The 22897-nt window shown below is 67.9% G+C and carries 20 protein-coding genes; 8 read left to right on the top strand and 12 right to left on the bottom strand.

The window, feature by feature from the left end; all coding sequences use genetic code 11:
• Positions 1 to 150: 150 nt before the first annotated feature.
• The gene (gene mprF, locus G3N64_RS10220; protein ID WP_205783691.1) at positions 151 to 2745 is read left to right on the top strand and encodes a bifunctional lysylphosphatidylglycerol flippase/synthetase MprF; all 2595 of its coding nucleotides are present in this window, start codon (positions 151 to 153) and stop codon (positions 2743 to 2745) included.
• Entirely contained in the window at positions 2742 to 4025 is a 1284-nt protein-coding gene (locus tag G3N64_RS10215; protein WP_205783690.1) for a virulence factor family protein, read from the top strand. The genes mprF and G3N64_RS10215 overlap by 4 nt, the downstream gene beginning before the upstream one ends.
• Positions 4026 to 4103: 78 nt before the next feature.
• Here the strand turns inward: G3N64_RS10215 and G3N64_RS10210 are convergent, their stop codons facing one another.
• From G3N64_RS10210 to uxuA, 6 genes are all read right to left on the bottom strand, one after another.
• Positions 4104 to 4535, bottom strand: coding sequence for a DUF934 domain-containing protein (locus G3N64_RS10210; protein ID WP_205783689.1), 432 nt, complete (start codon positions 4533 to 4535; stop codon positions 4104 to 4106).
• Positions 4532 to 6316, bottom strand: a complete 1785-nt coding sequence (locus G3N64_RS10205) for a nitrite/sulfite reductase (protein ID WP_205783688.1) — start codon at positions 6314 to 6316, stop codon at positions 4532 to 4534. The genes G3N64_RS10210 and G3N64_RS10205 overlap by 4 nt, the downstream gene beginning before the upstream one ends.
• 179 nt (positions 6317 to 6495) lie before the next feature.
• Positions 6496 to 6891 carry a hypothetical protein gene (locus G3N64_RS10200; protein WP_205783687.1) on the bottom strand — a complete coding sequence of 132 codons (396 nt, stop codon included), beginning with the start codon at positions 6889 to 6891 and terminating at the stop codon, positions 6496 to 6498.
• Positions 6892 to 6992: 101 nt separating this feature from the next.
• Positions 6993 to 8426 carry a PLP-dependent aminotransferase family protein gene (locus G3N64_RS10195; RefSeq protein WP_205783686.1) on the bottom strand — a complete coding sequence of 478 codons (1434 nt, stop codon included), beginning with the start codon at positions 8424 to 8426 and terminating at the stop codon, positions 6993 to 6995.
• Between the two features lie 129 nt (positions 8427 to 8555).
• Positions 8556 to 9866, bottom strand: a complete 1311-nt coding sequence (locus G3N64_RS10190; protein WP_205783685.1) for an MFS transporter — start codon at positions 9864 to 9866, stop codon at positions 8556 to 8558.
• Between the two features lie 71 nt (positions 9867 to 9937).
• Positions 9938 to 11002 (bottom strand): mannonate dehydratase, encoded by a 1065-nt coding sequence (gene uxuA / locus G3N64_RS10185; protein ID WP_205783684.1) that lies wholly within the window; start codon positions 11000 to 11002, stop codon positions 9938 to 9940.
• A 268-nt stretch (positions 11003 to 11270) separates the two neighbouring features.
• Here uxuA and G3N64_RS10180 point away from each other — a divergent pair, with 268 nt between their 5' ends.
• From G3N64_RS10180 to G3N64_RS10170, 3 genes are all read left to right on the top strand, one after another.
• On the top strand, positions 11271 to 11993 hold the full coding sequence (locus G3N64_RS10180; RefSeq protein WP_124577172.1) for an FCD domain-containing protein: 723 nt from the start codon (positions 11271 to 11273) through the stop codon (positions 11991 to 11993).
• A gap of 160 nt (positions 11994 to 12153) precedes the next feature.
• Entirely contained in the window at positions 12154 to 13284 is a 1131-nt protein-coding gene (locus G3N64_RS10175; protein ID WP_205783683.1) for an extracellular solute-binding protein, read from the top strand.
• Positions 13281 to 15071, top strand: coding sequence for a diguanylate cyclase (locus tag G3N64_RS10170; RefSeq protein WP_205783682.1), 1791 nt, complete (start codon positions 13281 to 13283; stop codon positions 15069 to 15071). The genes G3N64_RS10175 and G3N64_RS10170 overlap by 4 nt, the downstream gene beginning before the upstream one ends.
• A 99-nt stretch (positions 15072 to 15170) precedes the next feature.
• Here the strand turns inward: G3N64_RS10170 and G3N64_RS10165 are convergent, their stop codons facing one another.
• Together G3N64_RS10165 and G3N64_RS10160 are read right to left on the bottom strand one after the other, a co-directional pair.
• Positions 15171 to 15470, bottom strand: a complete 300-nt coding sequence (locus G3N64_RS10165) for a DUF4148 domain-containing protein (protein ID WP_205783681.1) — start codon at positions 15468 to 15470, stop codon at positions 15171 to 15173.
• Between the two features lie 282 nt (positions 15471 to 15752).
• Entirely contained in the window at positions 15753 to 16007 is a 255-nt protein-coding gene (locus G3N64_RS10160; RefSeq protein ID WP_027791787.1) for a hypothetical protein, read from the bottom strand.
• Positions 16008 to 16096: 89 nt separating this feature from the next.
• Here G3N64_RS10160 and G3N64_RS10155 point away from each other — a divergent pair, with 89 nt between their 5' ends.
• Positions 16097 to 16279 carry a hypothetical protein gene (locus G3N64_RS10155; RefSeq protein WP_205783680.1) on the top strand — a complete coding sequence of 61 codons (183 nt, stop codon included), beginning with the start codon at positions 16097 to 16099 and terminating at the stop codon, positions 16277 to 16279.
• 352 nt (positions 16280 to 16631) lie between these two features.
• On the opposite strand, the gene G3N64_RS10150 is transcribed toward G3N64_RS10155, so the two are convergent.
• Positions 16632 to 17480, bottom strand: coding sequence for a sulfite exporter TauE/SafE family protein (locus G3N64_RS10150; RefSeq protein WP_205783679.1), 849 nt, complete (start codon positions 17478 to 17480; stop codon positions 16632 to 16634).
• A gap of 319 nt (positions 17481 to 17799) precedes the next feature.
• Between G3N64_RS10150 and G3N64_RS10145 the strand changes: the two genes are divergently transcribed.
• Positions 17800 to 18696, top strand: coding sequence for a LysR family transcriptional regulator (locus G3N64_RS10145; protein ID WP_205783678.1), 897 nt, complete (start codon positions 17800 to 17802; stop codon positions 18694 to 18696).
• Positions 18697 to 18819: 123 nt separating this feature from the next.
• Complete coding sequence (locus G3N64_RS10140; protein WP_205783677.1) at positions 18820 to 19452, top strand: LysE family translocator; 633 nt, start codon at positions 18820 to 18822, stop codon at positions 19450 to 19452.
• 99 nt (positions 19453 to 19551) lie between these two features.
• Here G3N64_RS10140 and yddG read toward each other — a convergent pair whose 3' ends face one another.
• The 3 genes from yddG to G3N64_RS10125 form a co-directional block, all read right to left on the bottom strand.
• Positions 19552 to 20496: an aromatic amino acid DMT transporter YddG gene (gene yddG / locus G3N64_RS10135; RefSeq protein WP_205783676.1), complete on the bottom strand. Its 945-nt coding sequence runs from the start codon at positions 20494 to 20496 to the stop codon at positions 19552 to 19554.
• Between the two features lie 207 nt (positions 20497 to 20703).
• Positions 20704 to 20991, bottom strand: coding sequence for a hypothetical protein (locus tag G3N64_RS10130; protein ID WP_205783675.1), 288 nt, complete (start codon positions 20989 to 20991; stop codon positions 20704 to 20706).
• A 70-nt stretch (positions 20992 to 21061) separates the two neighbouring features.
• Positions 21062 to 22747, bottom strand: a complete 1686-nt coding sequence (locus G3N64_RS10125) for a metallophosphoesterase family protein (protein WP_205783674.1) — start codon at positions 22745 to 22747, stop codon at positions 21062 to 21064.
• Between the last annotated feature and the right edge of the window lie 150 nt (positions 22748 to 22897).

Below are 22897 nucleotides of genomic sequence, written 5' to 3'. Positions count from 1 at the left end.
TTCTGTAATATAAATTCCGTATACTCGTAAGTTCTGATCCAGGCGCCGCGTGCCATTTCCTTCGGCCGACCGCCCACGCAGAACAACCAGATACGTTGCCGCCAGGCCGTCTTGCGCCGCGACACGCTATGCACCACCACTGAACAATCTATGTCTTCCCGCCACTCTGGTTCGCCCGGCCGCGCCGCGGCGGTGATCGCCCGTGTCCGGGCGCTGATCCGCAACGAGCGTGTGTTGTCGCCGCTGCTTGCGCTCGGCATCGGCCTGCTGCTGATCGTGGTTTTCCAGCACCTGTCGGAATCCGTCGACTACCGGTCGGTGATCCGCCAGCTGCGTCACATGTCCGTCGGCGAGTGGGGCGCTTCGCTGGCCGCGACGGCGCTCAGTTATCTCGCACTCGTCGCCCGCGACGCGGTCGGCCTGCGCTATGTCGCCGCGAAGGTGCCGCGCGTCGCGCTGTGGATCGGCTCGATCGCCGGGTCCGCGCTCGGTAACGCGACCGGCTTCGGCGCGCTGACGGGCGGCGCGGTCCGCGCACGCGTGTACGGCGTGTCGGGCGTCACGCCCGCGCAGATCGGCCGGATGACGGTGTTCACGAGCGGCACGCTGGCGCTCGCGATGGTGTTGATGACGGCGGTCGGCATGGTCTGCGTGCCGGAGGCGCTTGCCGCGATGCTGCACGTCGCGCCCGGCGTGCTGACCTGGACCGGCGCGGCGCTGCTCGTGGTGCTGGCCGCGATGGTCGTGATGTGCGGCAACACCGCGCGCCCGGTCGTCACGCGCTTCAAGTGGCTGTCGTTCGACGTGCCGGCGCGGCGCGATCTCGTCGCGCAGGTCGTCTATGCGGTGCTCGACGTCGTCGCGGCGGGCCTGACGCTGTGGGTGCTGCTGCCGTCAGCACCGGTCGGCTTCCCGACCTTCATTACTGTTTACGCCGCGGCGTTGCTGCTCGGGATGATCGGCCATACGCCGGGCGGGATCGGCGTGTTCGAAGCCGCGATGGTCTTCACGCTGGGTCGCGAAGTGCCGCCGCACGCGATGGTCGCCGCGCTGATCGCGTATCGCGCGATCTATTTCGGCGTGCCGCTCGTGCTGTCGGCCGGCCTGCTGGCCGGTTTCGAAGGCCGCGCGCTGCGGCGCCGGCTCGTGACGCGGCAGGCCGTGCGCGTGTCGCAGCTCGCGCCGGTGTTCCTGAGTCTCGTCACGTTCGCGGTCGGCGGGATGCTGGTGATCTCGAGCGCGACGCCCGCGTTCTGGCACCGGATCGCGATCCTGCGCCACCTCGTGCCGCTGTGGGTGCTCGAAGGCTCGCAGGTGATCTGCAGCGTGCTCGGCGTCGCGCTGCTGTTCGTCGCGCGCGGACTGCTGCGGCGCCTGGACGGCGCATGGTGGATGACCTTCGCGCTGACGCTTGCCAGCCTCGCGCTGTCGCTGGCGAAGGGGCTCGCGTTCGTCGAGGCGGGCGTGCTCGGCACGCTGCTGGTGCTGCTGCTCGTCAGCCGTCGCCGCTTCAACCGCCATTCGTCGCTGCTCGCCGAGCGCTTCACGGTGAGCTGGTTCGTGTCGGTGGCGATGGTGCTGATGCTGGCCGTGTGGGTGCTGTTCTTCGCGTTCCGCGACGTGCCGTACACGCGCGAACTGTGGTCGCATTTCTCGTTCGACGCGCGTGCGCCGCGTGCGCTGCGCGCAACCCTTGCGGCCGGCGTGTTCGTCGCGCTGTTCGCGCTGTGGCAACTGCTGCGCCCGGCGCCCGGCCGTTTCGTGAAGCCCGCGGAGCAGGATCTGTCGGACGCCGAACGGATCATTCGCGCGCAGGAGTGCAGCGATGCGGGCCTCGCGCTGATGGGCGACAAGTCGTTCCTGTTCTCGGAGTCCCGCCAGGCATTCCTGATGTACGCGAAGAACGGCCGCACGTGGGCCGCGCTGCACGACCCGGTCGGGCCGCGCGAGGAATGGCCGGCGCTGATCAGCAAGTTCATCGCGCTCGCACACGCGCACAGCGGCCGTGCGGCGTTCTACCAGGTGCGCGCGAACGCGCTGCCGTTGTATCTCGACGCGGGCCTCACGCTGATGAAGCTCGGCGAGGAAGCGCACATCGCGCTCGACCGGTTCGACCTGAAGGGTTCGAACCGGTCGCACCTGCGCTACGCGCTGCGCCGCGGCGACAAGGACGCGCTGACGGTCGAGGTGATCCCGCCGAGCGACGTGCCGGCCACGCTGCCGGCGCTGCGCGACATCTCGGACGGCTGGCTGGACAGCCGCGACGCGCGCGAGAAGAGCTTCTCGGTCGCCGCGTTCCACGACGGCTATCTGGCGACGCAGTCGGTGATGCTCGTGCGGCAGGCCGACAAGCCGATCGCGTTCGTCACGTTCATGACGACGGACCTCAACACCGAGGCGACGGTCGGCGTGATGCGCCATCTGCCGGACGCGTCGCCGTACGCGATGGAATATCTGTTTACGCAGCTCGCGCTGCATCTGAAGGAAGCGGGCTTCCGCAAACTGAGCCTGGGTATCGCGCCGTTCTCGGGGATGGGGGCTGCGAAGATGCCGTCGCCGTTGCACCGGATCGGCCTGATGGTCTGGCGCTTCGGCGGCCGCTTCTACAACTTCCGCGGCTTGCGCGCATTCAAGAGCAAGTTCGAACCGCACTGGGAGCCGCGTTACCTCGCGGCCTCGGGCACGGTCGGCGTGTTCGTCACGCTGGCGGATCTGTCATTGCTGGCTGGAGGTCGGCGTTCATGATGTTGAAGAAGGGTATCGCGCGGGCGGCAGCCGCCTGCGCGGGAATGATGCTGGCCGGCGCCGCGTGCGCCACGCAGCCGGCCGCAGTGAAGGCCGAAACCGTATCGGGCGGCCGCTATGGGCCCGTGACGGTGACCAAGCCCAGCGGGCCGCTGCGCGGCTTCGTCGTGCTGTTCTCGCGCGAGGCCGGCTGGAATGCGGCCGACCAGCAGGCCGCCGATGCACTCGCGAAGGCCGGTGCGATGACGGTCGGCGTCGATTCGGAGCGTTATGCGACGAATCTCGCCGCGAAGCAGGAGACCTGCCACCACCTCGACGGCGACGCCGAAGCGGTCAGCCACCAGCTCGAACGCCTTGCGCAATCGTCGCGCTACTTCACGCCGATCGTCGCGGGCGTGGGCCAGGGTGGCGTGATCGCGAAGCAGATCCTGTCGATGGCGCCGGAGAACACGATCGCCGGGGTCGTATCGGTCGGTCCGGCCGCGAAGCTCGATCCGCGCTTCAAGCCGTGCCCGCCCGATCCGACGATCGTGCGCCGCGCGATGCCGGGCTTCGTCGAAACGGCGGCTGCGGGCGATTCCGCGAAGCTCGTGTCGCTCGTCACGTCGCATCTGCGTGAGAGCAGCAGCAGCGGCGACGAGCTCGACGTATCGGACCTGCCGCTCGTCGAGCTGCCGGCCAAGGGCGGCAGCGGCCAGCTCGCGATCGTGATCTCGGGCGACGGCGGCTGGCGCGATCTCGACAAGACGATCGCCGAGGCGCTGCAGCGCGACGGCGTGTCGGTGGTCGGCATCGACAGCCTGCGCTATTTCTGGAGCGAGAAGCCGCCGGCACAGGTGAGCCGCGATCTCGCACGCGTGATGCGCACCTACATGGCGCGCTGGCATGCGAATCGCGTGGCGCTGGTCGGCTACTCGTTCGGTGCCGATGTGATGCCGTTCGCGTACAACCGGCTGCCGGCCGACCTGCGCGACAAGGTCGCCGTGATGTCGCTGCTCGGCTTCGCGCCGGCCGCCGATTTCCAGATCCGCGTGACGGGCTGGCTCGGCATGCCCGCGAGCGACAAGGCGCTGAAGGTCGCGCCGGAAATCGCGAAGGTGCCGCCGCAGCTCGTGCAGTGCTTCTATGGCGCGGAAGAGAAGGACACGATGTGCCCGGCGCTCGCGAACACGGGTGCCGACGTGATCAAGACGCAGGGCGATCACCACTTCGGCCGCGACTACATCGCGCTCGAGAAGAAGATTCTCGGCGCGTTCGGCAAGCCGGTGGCGGCGCGCTGAACGCCGGCGCCCGCTTCGCGGCGGGGGCCGGCCGGTAGCTTCCGGTTCATCGTACGGGCGGCCTGCGTGCCGCCCGTTTCATTTTCCGGCTGGCGTTGGCGCGTTCGGAGGCGGCATCGCCGTGCGCGCATCGTGCTGGTAGAAGCCCGTGAACCGGTCGAGCTGCCGTCGCGCGGCAGCGATGTCCGTGCCGTCGCCGAGCACTGCGCTCGAAAACCCCGTGCGCTCCATCAGCAGCAACTGGTCGACCAGCACGTCGCCGGTCGCGCGCAGGTCGCCGGCGAAGCCGTAGCGCTTGCGCAGCAGGTACGCCTGGCTGTACGCGCGGCCATCGGTGAATGATGGAAACGCCAGGTCGATGCGCACCGCCTGCGCGATTTGCCCGGCGAGCGGCGGCAGTTCCTCGTCGTTGCCGATCGTCAGCGTCGCAGCGTCGTGCCGCTGCATGTCGCCGGCGTGTTCGGCCGGCGTCAGCAGCCGGATGCGTGCGGTCGGGTGCGCTTGCTTCATGCGGGCTCCACCTGGTGGCGCGCGTCGTTCGCGGCAGCCTTGAAGGGTTCCGTCCCGATGCGGCGGACGGTGTCGATGAATCGTTCGCTGCGGCCGTCGTCGTCGATCCGCGCGTCGAGATACGCGTTGACGATCGCGTCGACGACATCGACGATCTCGTTCGCCGAAAACGACGGGCCGATCACCTTGCCCGGCCGCGCGGGGCCGCTCGCGGTCGAGCCGTCCGAGCCGCCGAGCGTGACCTGGTACCACTCGGTGCCGTCCTTGTCGACGCCGAGGATGCCGAGGTGGCCGCTGTGATGATGGCCGCACGAGTTGATGCAGCCGCTGATGTGCAGGTCGATGTCGCCGACGTCGTGCAGCATGTCGAGATCCTGGAAGCGCTCGGCGATCGCGTCGGCGATCGGGATCGAGCGTGCGTTCGCGAGCGCGCAGAAGTCGCCGCCCGGGCACGCGATCATGTCCGTCAGGAGTCCGACGTTCGCGCTGGCGAGCCCGATCGCACGCGCGTTTTCCCACAGCAGGAACAGGTCGTCGACATGCACCCACGGCAGCACGACGTTCTGCGTGTGCGTGACGCGCGCCTCGCCGGCCGAGAAGCGGTCGGCGAGATCGGCGAGCGCGTCGAGCTGGTCCGGCGACGCGTCGCCCGGTGCCTGCAGGCGGCGCTTGAACGACAGCGTGACGATGCGCAGCGCCGGGTCGCGGTGGTCGGCGACATTGCGTGCGAGCCAGCGCGCGAAGGCCGGATGGCGGGCCGCCTGGGCGGACACGCGCAGGTTCGCGTCGCGCAGGCTCGCCGTGCGCGGCTTGAGCCGCGGCGGGACGAACGACGCGGCGACGCGGTCGAACTCGACCTGTGGAATCGTGTGCAACCCGCCGTCGTGATCGACGATCTGGCGGAACTCCTCCTCGACGTCGTCGATGTAGCGCTGCCCCTCGGTCTTCACGAGGATCTTGATGCGCGCCTTGTACTTGTTGTCGCGCCGTCCGTAGCGGTTGTACACGCGGACGATCGCCTCGATGTAGTTCATCACGTGCTGCCACGGCAGGAACGCGCGCAGCAGCGTCGCGATCATCGGCGTGCGGCCCATCCCGCCGCCGACGCTCACGCGAAAGCCGAGCGCGCCCGCGTCGTCGCGCACGAGCTTCAGCCCGACGTCGTGCCAGTCGGTGGCCGCGCGGTCTTCGGCCGCGCCGGTGATCGCGATCTTGAACTTGCGCGGCAGGAACGCGAACTCGGGGTGCAGCGTCGTCCACTGGCGCATCACTTCGGCGAACGGGCGCGGATCGGCGATCTCGTCCGGCGCGACGCCCGCGCGCTCGTCGCACGAGATATTGCGGATGCAGTTGCCGCTCGTCTGGATCCCGTGCATGTCGACGGTCGCGAGCAGGTCCATCACGTCGGCGGCTTTCGCGAGCGGAATCCAGTTGAACTGCACGTTGGTGCGCGTCGTGAAGTGCGCACTGCGGGTCGGCAGGCGCAGCGTGCCGAGCAAGGCCTGCGCGTCGCATGCGGCGCGGTAGGTGGCGTCGTCCGGCACGTCGTAGTCGCGTGCGATCCGCGCGAGCACGCGCAGCTGCGCGCTCGACAGTTCGCCATACGGTACGGCCACGCGCAGCATCGGCGCGTGCCGCTGCACGTACCAGCCGTTCTGCAGGCGCAGCGGGCGGAACGCGTCTTCGCTCAGCGTGCCGTGCTGCCAGCGCTCGAGCTGGTCGCGAAACTGGGCGGCGCGGCTGTGCACGAGCGCCCGGTCGAAAACGGTATATCGATACATGACGTGATACGCGAGAGGAGCCGCGGCTGAAGCGCGCGGCTCGGGAGGGACGTTGCGACGGGTGTCAGGCAACTGGAGACAGCGTAGGGAACGCGGTGCGGCGGGACAAGCAGCAGATCGGGATGAAAAGGGCGCAGCAGATGGCCGGCGTGATGCCGGCGCGGGGCCGTGGCGGGTGTTTATGCGTCGGCGTCGACGACGAGCGCCGGATCGAGCGCGCGGATGCGCTGGTCGATGAAGTAGCCGCCGCCTTCCTGGTAGCGCAGGAACAGGCGGCCGCACGAGCGGCAGCGGTTGACGGTGCAGCGGTTGTACGGGAAATGGCGCAGGGCGATCGGCGCGTCGTCCGACGCGTAGCGCGTGCCGCCCGGATGATATTCGGCGTAGGTCGGCTCCGTCTCGCCGGGCGGCGCGAGCGTGGCGACTTCGGTCAGTTGCGCGTCCTGCAGCGACAGCGGCAGGGTCGTCCATCCGGCGAGCGGCGTTTTCGTGCAGGTGCACGGCTGCGTGACGTGCGCGGCTTCAGCCGCCAGTTTCAACAGCGCGTCGTGATCGAGGTAGGGCAGTTGACTCATGGGAAATCATGAAGGGCGGCGGGATCAGCACTGTAACCCGCGCGTGGGTTGTATGCATCGCCGTAACGCACGGAGTGCGCACCGAGTACGTCGCGTGCGGTTCAACCGCCCTTGCGGACCGAAGGCTGTGCGACGAGCTCGCCGAGCACGCGGATCGCGCGCTCGATGTCGCGGCTCCACGGGTGGCCGAAGTTCACGCGCACGCACCGCTCGAAGCCGTGCGCGGCCGAAAACAGCGGCCCCGGCGCGAAGCTGATCCCGCGTTCGATCGCCTGGCGATGCAGCTCCATCGCGTCGATCGCGTCGGGAAACGCGAGCCACAGGAAGTAGCCGCCTTCGGGCCGCACCCACTCGACGCCGGCCGGCAGCCAGCGCCGCAGCGCGTCGTCCATCCGGTCGAGCTGCGTGTGCAGCGCGCCGCGCAGCTTGCGCAAGTGCCGGTCGTAGCCGCCATGCTCGAGATAGTTCGCGATGCCCACTTGCGCGGGAATGCTGGCCGACAGCGTCGTCATCAGCTTGAGCCGCTGCACCTTCTCCGCGAACCGGCCGGCGGCGGCCCAGCCGATCCGGTAGCCGGGCGCGAGCGTCTTCGAGAACGAACTGCAGTGCATCACGAGGCCGTGCCGATCGAACGCACGCGCGGGCAGCGGATAGTCGGGGCCGAAGTGCAGCTCGCCATACACGTCGTCCTCGATCAGCGGCACGTCGCGCGCGGCGAGCAACTCGACGAGCGCACGCTTTTTTTCGGTGGACAGCGTGACGCCGGTCGGATTCTGGAAGTTGGTCATGAACCAGCACGCGCGGATGTCGTGCCGGTCGAGCGCGTTCGCGAGCGCATCGAGATCGAGGCCCGTGCGCGGATCGACGGGAATCTCGACCGCGCGCAGGTCGAGCCGCTCGATCGCCTGCAGTGCCGCATAGAAGCCGGGCGCTTCGACGGCCACGATGTCGCCGGGCCGCGTGACGGCCATCAGGCACAGGTTCAGCGCCTCGAGCGCGCCGTTGGTGACGACGATCTCGTCGATCGGCTGCGAGATGCCCGTCGCGAGATAGCGCCGTGCGATCTGCTGGCGCAGCGCCTCGTTGCCGGGCGGCAGGTCGACGACCGTGCTCCACGGGCTGACGAGCCGCGTGGCCTGCGCGAGCGATTTCGCGAGACGCGGCAGCGGAAACAGTTGCGGCGACGGGAACGCGGAGCCGAGCGGCACGATGCCGGGCTGCGTGGCCGCGTCGAGGACGGAGAACACGAGGCTGCTGATGTCGACCTTGCGCGTGGCGCCGGCACGGCTTGCGCGGTGCCTGGCAGCCGGGCTCGCCTCCGGCGTGGCGCCCGGCGCGACGTAGTAGCCCGAGCGTTCGCGTGCGCGGATCAGCCCCCACTGTTCGAGCAGGTAGTACGCGCGAAACACCGTCGACTGGCTCACGCCGTGCTGCGCGATGATCTGCCGCAACGACGGCAGGCGCGTGCCGACGGCGAGGTTGCCGTTGCGGATGTCGTCGGCGATCGTGTGGGCGAGGGTTTCGTAGCGTTTCATCGGCGAGGGGGGCGCGCGCCGTCGCCACGCGCGGGCCGGAGTGGCGCCGCGCCGGCGGGCGCGGCTCATTGTCCGATGCGCGGCCCGAAAAGGAAAGCGCAGGCGGGAAGGCCGCGCTTTCCTGCCGCGTCAGGCCGCGTTCGGCTCGACGTTCTGCGGGTTCGCCGCGGCGCGCAGCGGCGGCAACGGCTCGACCTTGCCGACGATGAACAGGTACGACAGCGCGCCGACCACGCACAACGCGCCGGCCACCGCGAGCGGCACGACGAACGAGCCCTTCGTGATCGACAGCATCACGCCCGTGAACGTCGTGATGAAGATCCCCGCGAGATTGCCCGCGAAGTTCTGGATGCCGCCGAGCGACGCGACATGCGCCGGCGTCGGCGCGACTTCGCCGACGAGCGTCCACACGTTGGCGCCCGCGAACGACAGGCTCGCATAAGCCAGCGCGAACAGGCCGAGGCAGGCCCACACGTTTTCGACGAACGCCGACAGCGCGATCGACGAAGACAGCAGCATTCCGAGCACGAGGCAGGTCTTGCGCGCGGCGGTCGCGCTCCAGCCGCGGCGGAACAGGCTGTCCGACACATAGCCGCCGAGCCAGCCGCCGGGAATCGCGAGCAGCGCGGGCAGCATGCCCCATGTGCCGAGCGATGCGAGCGAGAAGCCGCGCGACTGCAGCAGGTAGCTCGGGAACCACGTGATGAAGAAGTAGATCGCGAAGTTCAGGCAGAACAGGCCGATCATCATGCCCCACACGGTGCGGTAGCGGAACAGATCGAGCCACGACACCTTCGGGCCGTCGATTGCGGCCGCAGCGGCCGGCGCGCCGCGCTGCGCGAGCAGCGCATCGACGGCATCGGGCGCGATCGCGCGATAGCGTTCCGGGTCGCGATAGATGAACCACCACGCCAGTGCCCATACGATGCCGATGCCGCCCGTGATCACGAACGACCCGCGCCAGCCGACGATCGAGATCAGCCATGCGACGAGCGGCAGCGACAGCGCGGAGCCGACGCGCGAACCGCTGTCGAAGATGCTGCTCGCGAGCCCGCGTTCGCTGCGCGGGAACCAGTTGAACGCGACCTTCGCGAACGACGGGATCGCGGCCGCTTCGCCGACGCCGAGCATCAGCCGCACGCCGACGAGCTGCGTGAGCCCGCGCGCGGCACCCGTCGCGACCGTGAACACCGACCACCAGCCGACCGCGAGCGCGAGGCTCACGCGCACGCCGACCTTGTCGATGAACCAGCCGGCCGGCAGTTGCAGGAACGCGTAGGTCCAGAAGAACGCGCTCAGCACGAGTCCCATGCCGACCGCGTCGAGGCCGAGGTCGGCGCGGATGCTGGGCGCCGCGATCGCGAGGTTCGCGCGATCGATGAAGTTGATGACGTTGGCCAGGAAGCACATCAGGATCATGGTCCATCGGATGCGTGGCATGGGGTGTCTCCGCGGGGAATGTCGTGACGGACGGCCGGCGATCCGCTGCGCCGGCCGCCTCGATGGGCGGGTTATCGGGTGGCTTGCGACGGCGTGCGGTCGAACTTCGCGAGCGCTTCCCACAGGCCGTTCAGGTAGACCGCGCCGAGCGCGCGGTCGTAGAGGCCGTAGCCGGGCTTGCCCGTCTCGCCCCAGATCATGCGGCCGTGGTCGGGGCGCGCGTAGCCGGTGAAGCCGGTGTCGTGGTACGCCTTCACGATCGCGGCGATGTCGAGCGAGCCGCAGCTCGACAGGTGGGCGGTTTCCTCGAAATCGCCGTTCGGGTCGACCTTCACGTTGCGGAGATGGGCAAAGTGGATGCGGCCCATCGCGCCGAATTCGCGCACGAGCGCCTCGACATCGTTCTGCGGGCCCGCGCCGAGCGAGCCCGAGCACAGCGTCAGCCCGTTCGCGGGCGTGTCGACGATGCGCACGATCCGCGCGAGATCGTCGCGGTTCTTCACGATGCGCGGCAGCCCGAAGATCGGGCGCGGCGGATCGTCGGGGTGGATCGCCATCTTCACGCCGGCTTCCTCGGCGACGGGGATGATCGCCTTCAGGAAGTATTCGAGGTTCGCCCACAGCGCCGCTTCGTCGACGTCGCGATACTCGGCGAGGAGCGCCTGCAATTGTTCGGGCCGGTAGCTCGAATCCCAGCCCGGCAGCGCGATGCCGTCGTTCGGATCGATCCGGTCGACGGCGTCGGTGCTGAACGCGAGGCAGGTCGAGCCGTCGTCGAGCGTCTTCGACAGTTCGGTGCGCGTCCAGTCGAAGACAGGCATGAAGTTGTAGCAGATGACGCGGACGCCGGCCGCGCCGAGATGGCGAATCGTCTGACGGTAGTTGTCGATCAGGCGGTCGCGGCCCGGCTTGCCGAGCTTGATGTCCTCGTGGACGGGCACCGATTCGACGACTTCGAACTGCAGGCCGGCGCGTTCGATCGTCGCCTTCAGCGCGTCGATCTTGTGCGCGGGCCAGACTTCGCCCACCGGCTCGTCGTAGATCGCGGACACGATATGCGTGACGCCCGGGATCTGGCGGATGTATTGCAGCGAGACCGGATCGGACTCGCCGTACCAACGGAAAGACATCTTCACTGGAGCGGCTCCTGGCTGGCGATTGATGCATCGGGCAGACGGGCGGCGGCGTGCCGGCCCGTCTCCGGTGTGCGGATTATGATTGGTATGCCAGTTGCGTGGGATAGTGGTTTACCAGTTGTCGGGATCGGAACCGGCCGGCATAGCGCTTCAGGAAACACCGCGCGACCCTGGCCAATACTCCGAACCGGACGCGGGCCGGAATTGGTGTACCATTTTGGCGATCCGGCGCCGCGACGGCGCCGGCCAGCCTGTTGCGAGCCTTTCGATGACCGATCTTTCCAGCCTGCCAGCCAGCCGCGATACCGATGCCGCGGACCGCTCCTATATCGGCCTTGCGCGGCAGATCCATGCGATGGTGGCCGCCGGCGCGTTCGAGGCCGGCGCGCGGCTGCCCTCCGAGCGCAGCCTGGCCGACCAGTTCGGCGTGAGCCGCACGCAGGTGCGCGAGGCGATCATCGCGCTCGAGGTGCAGGGGATCGTCGAAGTGCGGATCGGTTCGGGTATCTATGTATCGGCGGCCGACGCCGCGCGGCCGGTGACGTTCGAGGTGCCGCGCGGCCCGGGGCCGATCGAGACGCTGCGCGCACGCGGGCTGATCGAGGCGGAAGTCGCGGCGCTCGCCGCGACCGAACGCAAGGACGCGGATCTCGACCGGCTGTTTTTCTCGCTGACGACGATGCGCGAGCAGATGGACGACAAGGCCGCGTACGACGCGGCCGATCGCCAGTTTCATCTGCGGATTGCCGAATCGACCGGCAACACGGTGCTGCTGCACATGGTCACCGCGATGTGGGACTGCGCACGCAGCGATCCGCTGTGGGACAAGATCGAGGAGCATTTTCACTCGACGGCGCTGCGCGAGGCGTCGCAGGAAGATCACCAGCGGATCTTCGCGGCGATCATGGCGCGCGATGCGGCCGCTGCACGCGATGCGATGCGTGCGCACCTGTCGCGCGTGATCGCGGAATTCACGCAGGCGTGGCGCTGACCTTCGTTTCGGCAAACGGAAGCGGGCCGGCGTAACTGCGTCCGCATGCCGCGTCGATGGTGAGGGCGCGCGCGCCGCGTACGGCTTCTTCCGATTGCGCGACCGTACGATTTATGGTCTCGTTGCGGGATATCGCATCGACTCGAAAAAGGACAGTCGAATGCAGCCGGGCGATTCATACGGGGTCCAATTGATCAGGGGAATCGGCGCACGTACGCGCGTACGGATCGCCGTGCGCAGGCTGCTCGTCATTTTGACAGCGGGCTTGCTTGCGCCTGCGCTTCCGGTTTTCTCCGCCTCTCCCGACACCGTCAACGACAACGTGCTGCGCGTGCTCGCATGGCCCGGCTATGCGGACCGCGACGTCGTCAATGCGTTCGAGACGCAATTTCATACACGTGTCGAAGTGACGTTCGTCGACTCCGATGAAGCACTGTGGACGCGGATGCATAGCGCGGCGCCGCCGCCCTACGACGTGCTGGCCGCGAACACCGCCGAGATCCAGCGCTACGAGCACGAGCGGTTGCTCGCGCCGATCGACCTGTCGCGCATCCCGAACCGGCGGCGGCAGTTGCCGAACTTCCAGCAGCTCGCGACGATCGACGGGCTCGTCGAAGACGGCGCCACGTATGCGATCCCGTTCACGTATTCGTCGATGGGGCTGATCTACGACCGCAAGCAGGTTTCGGCCGCGCCGCACTCGATGCGGGAGCTGTGGAATCCGCGCTACCGCGGCAAGGTGCTCGACTTCAACAGCGCCCAGCACAATTTTTCGTTCACGGCGCTGGCCCTCGGCTATCCCGATCCGTTTCGCCTGTCGCCCGCGCAGACGCTCGCCGTCGCGCACAAGCTGATCGACCTGCGCCGCAACCTGCTGACGTACTACACGCTTCCTGAAGAGGCGACCGCGCTGTTCGTCGAGCATCGCGCGGCGCTGATGTTCGGCAACTACGGTACGCAGCAGGTGGAACTGCTGCGGCGTGCCGGCGCGGACGTCGGCTACGTGATCCCGGATGAAGGTGCGCTCGCGTGGCTCGACTGCTGGGCCGTCACGCGCGGCGCGCCACATCCCGAGCTCGCGTTCGCGTGGATCAACTACATGCTCGAACCGGCGATCGGTGCGCTGCTGACCGAACGCCAGGGCCTCGCAAACACGCTTGCGCCGCCACCGGGTCTCGACACCGGGCACCAGCATCTCGTCTGGCTCCAGCCCGTCGAGAACATCGCGCAGCGCGAATCGCTGTGGAGCCGCATCGTGTCGGGCGACCGTCCGGAGCGATTCGGAAAATGATCCGGCTCGGGCTCACATCGAAACTGTCGATGCTGTTCGCGTGCATCGGCGTGATTGCGTCCGGCACGACCGGTTATTACGCGTATCGTGCGAACCGCGCGATGCTCGTGCAGGAAGCGGAGCACAGCCTGCTGATGTCGACGCAACTGCTCGGGCAGCGCTTTACCACCGCGCTGTCCGACGTCGCGGACGATGCGCTCGTGCTTGCGCAGTTGCCGTCGTCCGCGCTGGTCTCGGGCGGCGACAACCGGGATGACGCGCCACGCGCGCGGCTCGAGCAGGTGTTCTGCAGCTTCATGAGAAACCACCCGGAATACCTGCAGGTCCGGCTGATCGCGCGCGGGGATTTCGGGCTCGAACGCATTCGCGTCGATCGCGATGCGAACGGCATCGTCGTGCTGCCGGACAGCGTGTTCCAGGAAAAAGGACAGTTTTCCTACGTATTCGATACGCTCGCGACGGCGCCCGGTCATATCTACCTGTCGCCTATCGTGATCAACCACGAGACGGGGTCGCACGCGGCCGAAGGGCTGCCGATCCTGCGCGTGGGCACGCCGGTCGTCGACACGTCGGGCCAGACGGTCGGCGCGCTCGTCGTCGACGTCGAGCTGTCGCGCGTGTTCGACCGGCTCGAACGCGATCTGCCGGACGACTATGCGGTGTATCTCGCGAACGAGTGGGGCGACTTCCTCGTGCATCCCGATCCGTCGCAGACGTTCGGCTTCGATCGCGGGCGGCGAGTGCTGATGCAGGATCGCTTTGCCGTCACGCGCGCGGTGTTCGACAGCACGCGCACCAGCGTGACGCTCAATGGCCTCGCGGAGCCCGACGCAGCGCCGGGACAGATGTTCGCGTTCGCGCGCACGCCGTTCGGGCACGACGAGGGCAACCGCTTCGTCGTGCTCGGGATGGCGCGCTCGCTGGCGGATGTGCTGGCACCGGCCGGCATGCTCGGCGAACGGATCGTCCGGATGGTGCTCGTATCGAGCCTGATGGCGGTGATTCTCGCGATTCTGTTCGCGCGTGCGATGACGCGGCCGCTGCAGACGCTCGCGCGCGCCGCGACGCACGTGTTCGACGATCCGGTCGCCGAGCAGCTGCCGGTCGGGCGCGCCGACGAGATCGGCGTCCTCGCGCGCTGTTTCGACAGCATGCGCGTCGAGATCCGCACGCAGGTCGCGATGCTGCGTGCGAAGCAGCTGGAGCTCACGCACCTCGCCGGTCACGATGCGCTGACCGCGCTGCCGAATCGCCTGCTGTTCATGGAACATCTCGATGCCGCGATCCGGCGCGCGGCCGCGATGCACGAAGGGCTGGCCGTGATGTTCGTCGATCTCGACCGCTTCAAGCAGATCAACGACCAGCACGGGCACTCGGCCGGCGACCGCACGCTCGTGGCGGTCGCCAAGCGGCTGAGCCTCGCGCTGCGCAGCGGCGACATGGTCGCGCGACTCGGCGGCGACGAATTCATCGTGCTGATTACGGATGTGCGTTCACCCGCGGAGATCAGTGACGTCGCGTCGCGCATCCAGCTCGTGATGGCCGAGGAACTGGAGTTCGGCGACCGGCGCGTGGCCGTCGGCGCGAGCATCGGCGTCAGCGAGTTTCCAGCCGACGGCGCGTCGGCCGAGGAGTTGCTCGTCAAGGCCGACGCGGCGATGTATGCGGCGAAGGCGTCCGCGCAGTGTGCGTACGTGCGCTATCAGGAACTGGTCGGCAGCGCGAGCGGCACGGCCAGCGGAACGGACGAAGCGGCCAGCCGTGTCGCGTCGGGCGGCAGCCGGTGACGGCCGGCCGCTGATCCGCGCGGCGCAAACGCTACGAGCCCGTCGCGGGACGGGCTCGTGGCCGGTGCGGACTGCGCGCGAAGGCGCGCAGCGGCAGGCTTAGTGGCCGAAGTAGACCGAGTCGCGCGGGTTGTGCACCTTGGCGGCCGGTGCGCCACCCTGGACGGTCGCGGCCGGTTGCGCACCGTAGCCGCTGTTGTCGGCGGCGTGCACGCGGGCTTGCGCGGCCTGAATGTCGGCCGGGTAGTGCGGGCTCGACTGGCTCGGCTTGTAGCCGGCGCTTTCGAGCTGGACCAGCTCGCTGCGCACCTGGGCGCGGGTCACGGTGCTTTGGGCGAATGCGCCGAACGAGGCGGACAGGGCGACAGCGGCAACGACTGCGGAAACGAGCGATTTCATGATGACCTCCGATGTTTATTGGCTTTCCGCGTTCGACACCATGTCGTAAGCGGTTGATTACATCGTAGGCGTCGGTCGACCTAGGGTAAACGTGAGTTTTGGTGAAAGATCTTTTCAGCCGGGATAATAATTGCGGGATAAATGCCTTCTGTCCCTATTCGGTCTTGCCGGATTTGCAAGGGAGACGGGGCAAAGGCGTGCGACGGAGAGGGGCGTGCACGGAAGCGCGCTCGGCGGAGAAGGCGCGGGCGGAGGGGGAGGACGGGCTGCGATGCTGCCGGATCAGACGTCGTCGTCGATTTCCTTGCGCTCCCGGCGTTCCTCGTTGCCGCGGCGCGCGCGCAGGCGCTGGCGCGACAGCACGGCGATCACCTGCTGGGTCGGCGCGCCGGACGGCAGTTCGTTGCGGATGCGATCGGGCACCATCGGCAGGCCCGCGCGCTGCCGGCGCAGCGCCTTGGCGATTGCCCGGCGGCATTCGTCACCGTGGCAATCCCATTCATCGCGGATTCTCTGGCAATAACGGCATTGTTCCATCGAGACAGTCTAACGCGTCTTCGGGAACGGGGCTGGACGCCGGCCCCGACGTGTCATGCGCCGGGTGCGGCACCGGCGAGCACTTGCGCATGAGACTGGAAGCGGCGGTGTCCTTCCGGCGGCACGAGCGTGCGCCGGCGCGCTACATGCTGGTGTCGCGCAATCCCGACGATCCGCGTACTGCGATTCTTTCGGACTGGCTCAACACCGAGTGCGCGCGCTTCGAGGCGGCTCGATCACACGTGCTTTCGAACGGAAGCCGCCACGGGTAGCTGAATCGGAGTGCGAAATACTTGGGCGATGAACACCGCCGCAAACTACAGTTTCCCGTCCATTTCCATACGGATTGCTTGCGCGCGGACGGCGCTGGCGAGCGTTACTTGAGTTGCCAGATGCCCCAGATGGCGATCAACAGGCCGAGGCCGAATCCGCAGCCGAGCAATACGTAGGTTTCCATGTCATGCCTCTGAAAGCGTGGCAGCGCCGATGTGGGCATCGGCGTGCAAGCAGCAAAGTCGGTGACGTATCGTCCGCCTCGTCGGGCGGGGCGGTACGCCGTGTCCGCGAATACTACGCCTGGCAGCTTTCAGAACGCATGCGCGATCGACGGCGGTGCGCCGCCTGCTAGTGCTTGCCCGCGTGCGCGTTGTCCATCTGGGTGACGTGCGATCCACCGTGCCGGAACACACCCGATTTCCAGATCATCTGCGACGCCGCGACGAGCACGAACAGCAGCACGACCCTCCTGAAGATGCGGGGCGACATCTTGTCCCGCAGCGGGCGAACGAGCCACATGCCGGCAATGGCCGGCAGGCTGGCCGCCGCCGAGATCGCGAGGTCGGCGCCGCTCGCGTGCGCGGCGCCGCTGAACGTCGTGATCAGCGTGACGATCGATACCACGAGGATGATCGCGATCTGCTTCGTGAACACGCGCCCGGTCGCACCGGACGAAATCAGGTAGGTGGCGAGCAGCGGGCCGGGAACCGACGCGATGCTCTCCATCAGCGCCGCACCGAAGCCGAGTACGAAACCGACGGGCTTCCGCCACGCGTCCGGCAGGTTGAGTTTCGGCGCGGCGAGCATCAGCGCCGCGGCCACGATCAGCAGCGCGCCGGACGCTGCCTGCGCATGACCCGGATTGAGCGACAGCAGGATCGCGACACCGACGATATTGCCGAGCACGGTGCCCGCGATCGGCGCGGCGATCTTGCGTGCCGTCGCCAGCACCTGGCCGCCTTCGAGCGCCTGCGGAATGTTGCCGAGGATGATCGGCATCGACAGCAGCAGCACCGCATGCCGGATCGGCAGGAACTGGCTGAGTATCGGCATCGCGATCAGCGGCACGCCGATGCCCGTGATCCCCTTGGCCATGCCGCCCAGAAATAGCGCGACGGCGATGCCGGCCAGATCGAACGCGCCGAGCCTCTGCAGGCCGGAGACCAGCACACCGTCAGTCAGATTGAAATGCATCATGGCATGGCATGTCGCGGCATATCCGGCAGCGAGCGCTGTCGACGAGCCCGTTGCGGCGGCGTGCGTGTGGCACGCATGTTTTCTGGATCGGCTTGAACCGGACGTCGATCGCCTGGTGCCGCGCCGTTGTGCGGCCGGGGCCGCAGGCAATCGGCACGCGGTTCGAGGATGCATCTTACCCGAGCGTCGCGGCAGACATTCGGCGCTGGCCGCGGTGTGCCACCGGTATCGTCGGCGTGAGCGTTTCCACGGTTCAATATAATTCATGCGAGTTTGTCGCATCATGCGCGATCTACATACCCTGGAACAAGGAGACCCGATGACGCTTGCCCAGTTGCAGGCCCTGGCGGCCGTGGTCGAACTCGGCTCGCTCACGGCCGCGGCCGAACGGCTCAGCCGCAGTCAATCCGCGATCAGTCATGCACTGACCGAGCTGGAAGACATCACGGCGGTCAAGCTGCTGTGGCGCGACCGGCAGCCGGTCGTCCTGACGGCGGCGGGTGAACGCCTGTGGCCGTACGTCCAGAACGTGGTGCGCGAAGCGCAGTTGCTGCGCCAGCAGTTCAGCCTGTCGCGCGGCAAGCTCGAAGGGAAGCTGGTGGTCGCGTCGCTGCCGAGCGTGTCGCTGGCGTTCGTCGTGCCCGCGCTCGAGGCGTTGAAGGAGATGCACGAGGGCGTGTCGGCGGTGCTGCTCGAAGGCACGGACAGCGAGGTCGAAGGGTGGATCGACGACGGTACGGCCGACGTCGGCGTGGTGGCCGGCACGAAGACGTTCGCGCACAATCTGCCGCTGCTCGACGAGGATTTTGTCGCAGTGGCGGCGGATGGCATGTTCGCCGGCCGCAAGCGCGTGTCGGCGAAGCAGTTGTCCGCGGCGCCGTTCATTTTCTCGAAGGCAGGATGCGGCCCGGTGATCGCGGATTACTTCGCGCGCAGCGGCACGCCGCTGCGCGCCGCATTCAACGTGGTGGAGATGCGCACCATCCTGTCGATGGCGGAGGCCGGCATGGGCGTGTCGATCGTTCCACGCATCACGCTCACGTACACGCCGTTCGGCGGCCGCGTGCTGGAGCTGTCGCCGCGGCTGCATCGATCCGTGCGGCTGTCGTGGAGCGCGGCCGGCAATGCGATCACCGACGCGTTCGTGCGGCTCGTCGACGCGCAACGCGCGAAGGCGGCGAAGGCGATTCACACGCGCGCGAGAAAGGGCCGGTAACGAACGGCCGGTGCGATGAACAGCGCTCATGGGCAGCTTGCAGTTTATTCATGTCGATATCAGTCGAGATGCAATACATTGTTCGAACTCGCCCCTGACCGTTCCGCCCCGAAGGAGATTGCCGTGCCGGCCTTGGCCACCTTGCTTGCTTTCGGACTCGTGTCGCTCGGCATGGTGCTGACGCCCGGGCCGAACATGATCTACCTGGTTTCGCGCTCGATCTGCCAGGGCCGCCGTGCCGGGCTGGTGTCGCTCGGCGGCGTCGCGCTGGGGTTCGTGTTCTACATGGTGTGCGCGGCGCTGGGCATCACCGCGCTGGTGATGGCCGTGCCGTTTGCGTACGACGCGTTGCGCTTTGCCGGCGCGCTTTATCTCGCGTACCTGGCGTGGCAGGCACTGAAGCCGGGCGGCCGCTCGGCGTTCCAGGTCAGGCAGTTACCGCACGACAGTCGCGCCAGGCTCTTCACGATGGGCTTCGTCACGAACCTCGCGAATCCGAAGATTGCGGTGATGTATCTGTCGCTGCTGCCGCAGTTCATTTCGCCGGGGCATGGCAGCGTGCTTGCGCAATCGCTGGCGCTCGGCTGCGTGCAGATTGCGGTGAGCGTCAGCGTGAATGCGCTGATTGCCTGCATGGCCGGCGCCATCGCAGGCTTCCTGGCGGGGCGGCCGGTCTGGGCGTCGGTCCAGCGCTGGTTGATGGGCTCGGTGCTGGCCGGGCTCGCCGTGCGTATCGCACTGGAGTCGCGCAGCTAGCGCGAGTAGCCGACGTCGCGCAGCTAGCGCGAGTAGCCGACGGTTTGCGAGACCGACGGGGGCTTTCGGGCTGCATCGCAACGAAAGCACCCGGCATCGTCAGCCCTGGCAACTGCCCGATGCTTCTTTGCCGACCCGAGCGGGCGCGGCTTTTACGCTGCGCTGGCCGCGCGTCGCGAGCCAGCACAGGATCGACCCGCCGCAAACCATCGATGCGCCTTGCCAGAACTCGATCGACAGCGGCGTATGCAGCAGCGTCGCGGCGAGCAGGGCGGCGAGCACCGGCGTGACGTACGACGCGCCGACGATGACCGTCACGTTGCCGTGCATGATGCCGGTGTTCCAGGCCGCATAGCCGAACCCCAGCGCCGATGCCGCCAGCACGATGTAAATGACCGCATGCAGGCTGAACGTCATGCCGCCGCCGCCTTCGATCGCGAACTTGATCCAGAGTGCCAGCGCAACCAGCATGAAGAACGGCGTGACGCCGTTCTTGCCGTCGGCGATGCGCGCCGTCACCGTGCAATAGCCGGCCCAGATCAGTGCGCCGAAGAACGCGAGGCCGTAGCTCAGCGGATTGTCCGCAACGTTGTGCAGCATGCCGGCCGGGTCGAGACCCTGGTCGCCGCCGAGGACGCGGCAGATCCCGAGCATCGACAGCAGGACGCCGGGCACGACGAGCAGGTTGACGCGCTGCTTGTTGAATACGATCGCCGCGACCAGCGTGAAGCTCGGCCACAGATAGTTGACCATCGCCACTTCGATCGCCTGCTGGCCGTTGCTTGCATAGCCGATCGACAGCGACAGGCACAGCTCGTACGCGGCGAACAGGAGGCCACCCCAGATCAGATAGTTTTTCGGAAACCGGCTCAGATCGGGGAAGCCGATCGTAAACAGCAGAAGCACGGATGCCACCGTATAGATCATCGCGGCGCCGCCGGTTGCGCCGAGGCTTTCGCTGACTCCGCGCACGAGGGCGACCACGGAGGCCCACAACAACACCGCGCCGAGCCCGGCGAGCGTTGCCTTATTCTTGCGCTTCATGCTTCCTGCCTGTTTCAACATGCAAATTCGATTTCGGATGATTCGGTTCCGCCTGCATGAGCCGCGCGCGCGATCGGCACGCGATACGGCCATTGCAGACGGAAACGCGTAGTTTAGCGGGGCGAGGGTGGTCGAGCAGCGGAGTTGGCGGCGATCAGCCCGGCGCTTGCGGCCGATCAAGGCGAGCGGGTGTCACGCGGCAGCCGGTCATGCATCGTCGATGCGCCATGCCGCGCCGATTGCCGACAACGCGCGGCCGATCGAGTCGAGCATCGCGTGCCGTGTCGGCCCGAGCGTCGTGACAACGAAGAAACCGTCTTCGTCGGTCGACAGGTTGACCCGCGGCCAGCCGCCGGCGTTGCCACGGACTTCAATCTGTCGTCGGTCGGGATCGATGTCGATGTCGTCACGCGCTTGCCGTAACGCATTCGCGATGGCAGCGAATGCGTCGGCCGACGCAATTGTGTGGATGCGGTATTCGAAACTCATCTTCATGGGCCGGAGTGCGAGGCGCGCAGTCTAACGCGTGTCATGGTGCAACGCCTCGCAACGGGCGCCTGCCCGATCACCGTTCGTTCCGCTTCTTGCTCAGCTCGATCGTCTCGAACAGTTCGTAGTCGGCGGTCGGGTGCTGGTCGGCGCCCGGCGCGTGGTAGTAGCGCATCGTGATCGTCGTGTGCCCGCCCGGCTTGCCCGGGTCGTGGTCGAACACCGCGATCCCGTAGCCGGTGCCCGTATCGCGGCGCGCGGACCAGATCGCATCCTCGAGCGCATCGGCCGGCTGGCGCACGAACGTATTCGGCGCCGTGCCCGGCACCGGCCGGTTCGGCTTCGTGAACACCTTCGCCCGCGCAAAGCCGGTCGCCGGGTTCTCGCCGTACACGTCGAGCGGCGCGCTGGTGCCGCCGCCGCCGAGGATCAGGTGGATCGTGCCGTGGCTCGTGTCGAACGTCGTGCGGTCCGGGTCGTTCGAGGCGACCGGACGCGGCTGCAGCGTCTCGACGACTTCGCCGGTCGTCGCATCGACCCCCGCGCGGTGATTGCAGCCGCGCACCGGGTAGCTGCGCTCGTAGTCGTGATCGTGGCCGCACAGCACGAGGTCGACGCCGTAACGGTCGAACAGCGGCAGCCATGCTTCGCGAATGCCCTTGTCGGAACCGTTGCCCGTCTTCGACGAACTGAGCGCGTCCTGGTGCATCTGCACGACGATCCAGTCGATGTCGTCGTCATGCGCGGCATGACGCAGCGTGTGTTCGAGCCAGCGCGTCTGCTCGCCGTTGCTGTAGCCGCGCACGTAGAACGACGTGCCGGGCTCGATCGGCGGGTGGCCCGTGCTCGCGGCCGGCACGAGCGGCGCGGGGCCGCCGACGAACGCGGCGGCGTCCTGGTACACGACATCGTCCGCGTCGAGCGAGACGAACAGCACCGAGCTCACGCGGAAGCTGTACCAGCGGCCCGGGAAGCGCGTGCCGTTCTCCGGCAGCGTGTAGCGCGCGAGATACGAGTCGAGCCCCTGCGGGCCGTTGTTGAACTCGATCTCGTGATTGCCGGGGCACGGCATCCACGGACGATTGGCGGCCGACGTCTGGTTGTTGTTGCCGAAATCGCGCCACACCTCGGGCTGGTGCGCGGGGTTCAGGTTCGCGTAGCAGAGGTCGCCGTTCAGCAGGTGGAACAGCGGCTGGAACTGCTCGACGGCCTGCACCGCGAAGCGGCTCTGCGGCGACGACAGCACCCACGCGCCGTTCGGCGTCGCGAGATCGCCGTAGCTCGTGAAGCGGAACGGCGCGCGGCCGCGCGGCGCGGTCGAGAAATTCGCGGAGAACGGCTGCGCGGCGTTGCTGTCGTTGTCGGCCGTGATCTCGTAGCGGTAGCGCGTATTCGGCTTCAGCCCGTGCACGCGCGCGTGGTACGCGAACACGGTCTCGCCGTTCAGGCCGTCGGTATACAGGCGCTGGACGCCGTGCACGATGTGCGCCGGCTCGCCGTCGGCGACGATGCGCACGCGCGGATTGACGGCCGGCGCGAGCGATGCCCATGAGATCACGACTTCCGACGCCGGGTCGTTGCCCCACGTCAGGTGGACCTGTTCGGGCGTGCCGTCCGGGTTCGACGCAGCGGCCCGGGCTGCCGCGAGGCCGCCGGCGGCGGTGGCGAGGCCGGATACGCCGGCGAGTTTCAGGAAGCCGCGACGCGAGACGGACGCGGCCGGCTCGTTCGGCTGGATCGGGGAGTTGTCCTGGTTCGACATGGTCGGTGTTTTCGTGGGTGGAGACGCGAGATGCGGAACCGCCCGGCCGTGCGCGTGCGCGGCCGGGGCGTGGGCCGGAAACGAGCGGGATCCCGGTGGCAAGCATTGTCGGCGGGCAGTTTTGCCGGGTTGTGACAGCCCGGCAACCGC

Source organism: Burkholderia sp. Ac-20344, from assembly GCF_017104975.1.
Classification (GTDB): domain Bacteria; phylum Pseudomonadota; class Gammaproteobacteria; order Burkholderiales; family Burkholderiaceae; genus Burkholderia.
This window is presented reverse-complemented; position numbering and strand designations above follow the sequence as displayed.

Bases quoted from the DNA above. Each gene is read 5' to 3' on its own strand.
- mprF (WP_205783691.1), top strand. From the start codon at position 151: ATGTCTTCCCGCCACTCTGGTTCGCCCGGCCGCGCCGCGGCGGTGATC.
- G3N64_RS10215 (WP_205783690.1), top strand. From the start codon at position 2,742: ATGATGTTGAAGAAGGGTATCGCGCGGGCGGCAGCCGCCTGCGCGGGA.
- G3N64_RS10210 (WP_205783689.1), bottom strand. From the start codon at position 4,535: ATGAAGCAAGCGCACCCGACCGCACGCATCCGGCTGCTGACGCCGGCC.
- G3N64_RS10205 (WP_205783688.1), bottom strand. From the start codon at position 6,316: ATGTATCGATATACCGTTTTCGACCGGGCGCTCGTGCACAGCCGCGCC.
- G3N64_RS10200 (WP_205783687.1), bottom strand. From the start codon at position 6,891: ATGAGTCAACTGCCCTACCTCGATCACGACGCGCTGTTGAAACTGGCG.
- G3N64_RS10195 (WP_205783686.1), bottom strand. From the start codon at position 8,426: ATGAAACGCTACGAAACCCTCGCCCACACGATCGCCGACGACATCCGC.
- G3N64_RS10190 (WP_205783685.1), bottom strand. From the start codon at position 9,866: ATGCCACGCATCCGATGGACCATGATCCTGATGTGCTTCCTGGCCAAC.
- G3N64_RS10180 (WP_124577172.1), top strand. From the start codon at position 11,271: ATGACCGATCTTTCCAGCCTGCCAGCCAGCCGCGATACCGATGCCGCG.
- G3N64_RS10175 (WP_205783683.1), top strand. From the start codon at position 12,154: ATGCAGCCGGGCGATTCATACGGGGTCCAATTGATCAGGGGAATCGGC.
- G3N64_RS10170 (WP_205783682.1), top strand. From the start codon at position 13,281: ATGATCCGGCTCGGGCTCACATCGAAACTGTCGATGCTGTTCGCGTGC.
- G3N64_RS10165 (WP_205783681.1), bottom strand. From the start codon at position 15,470: ATGAAATCGCTCGTTTCCGCAGTCGTTGCCGCTGTCGCCCTGTCCGCC.
- G3N64_RS10160 (WP_027791787.1), bottom strand. From the start codon at position 16,007: ATGGAACAATGCCGTTATTGCCAGAGAATCCGCGATGAATGGGATTGC.
- G3N64_RS10155 (WP_205783680.1), top strand. From the start codon at position 16,097: ATGAGACTGGAAGCGGCGGTGTCCTTCCGGCGGCACGAGCGTGCGCCG.
- G3N64_RS10150 (WP_205783679.1), bottom strand. From the start codon at position 17,480: ATGATGCATTTCAATCTGACTGACGGTGTGCTGGTCTCCGGCCTGCAG.
- G3N64_RS10145 (WP_205783678.1), top strand. From the start codon at position 17,800: ATGACGCTTGCCCAGTTGCAGGCCCTGGCGGCCGTGGTCGAACTCGGC.
- yddG (WP_205783676.1), bottom strand. From the start codon at position 20,496: ATGAAGCGCAAGAATAAGGCAACGCTCGCCGGGCTCGGCGCGGTGTTG.
- G3N64_RS10130 (WP_205783675.1), bottom strand. From the start codon at position 20,991: ATGAAGATGAGTTTCGAATACCGCATCCACACAATTGCGTCGGCCGAC.
- G3N64_RS10125 (WP_205783674.1), bottom strand. From the start codon at position 22,747: ATGTCGAACCAGGACAACTCCCCGATCCAGCCGAACGAGCCGGCCGCG.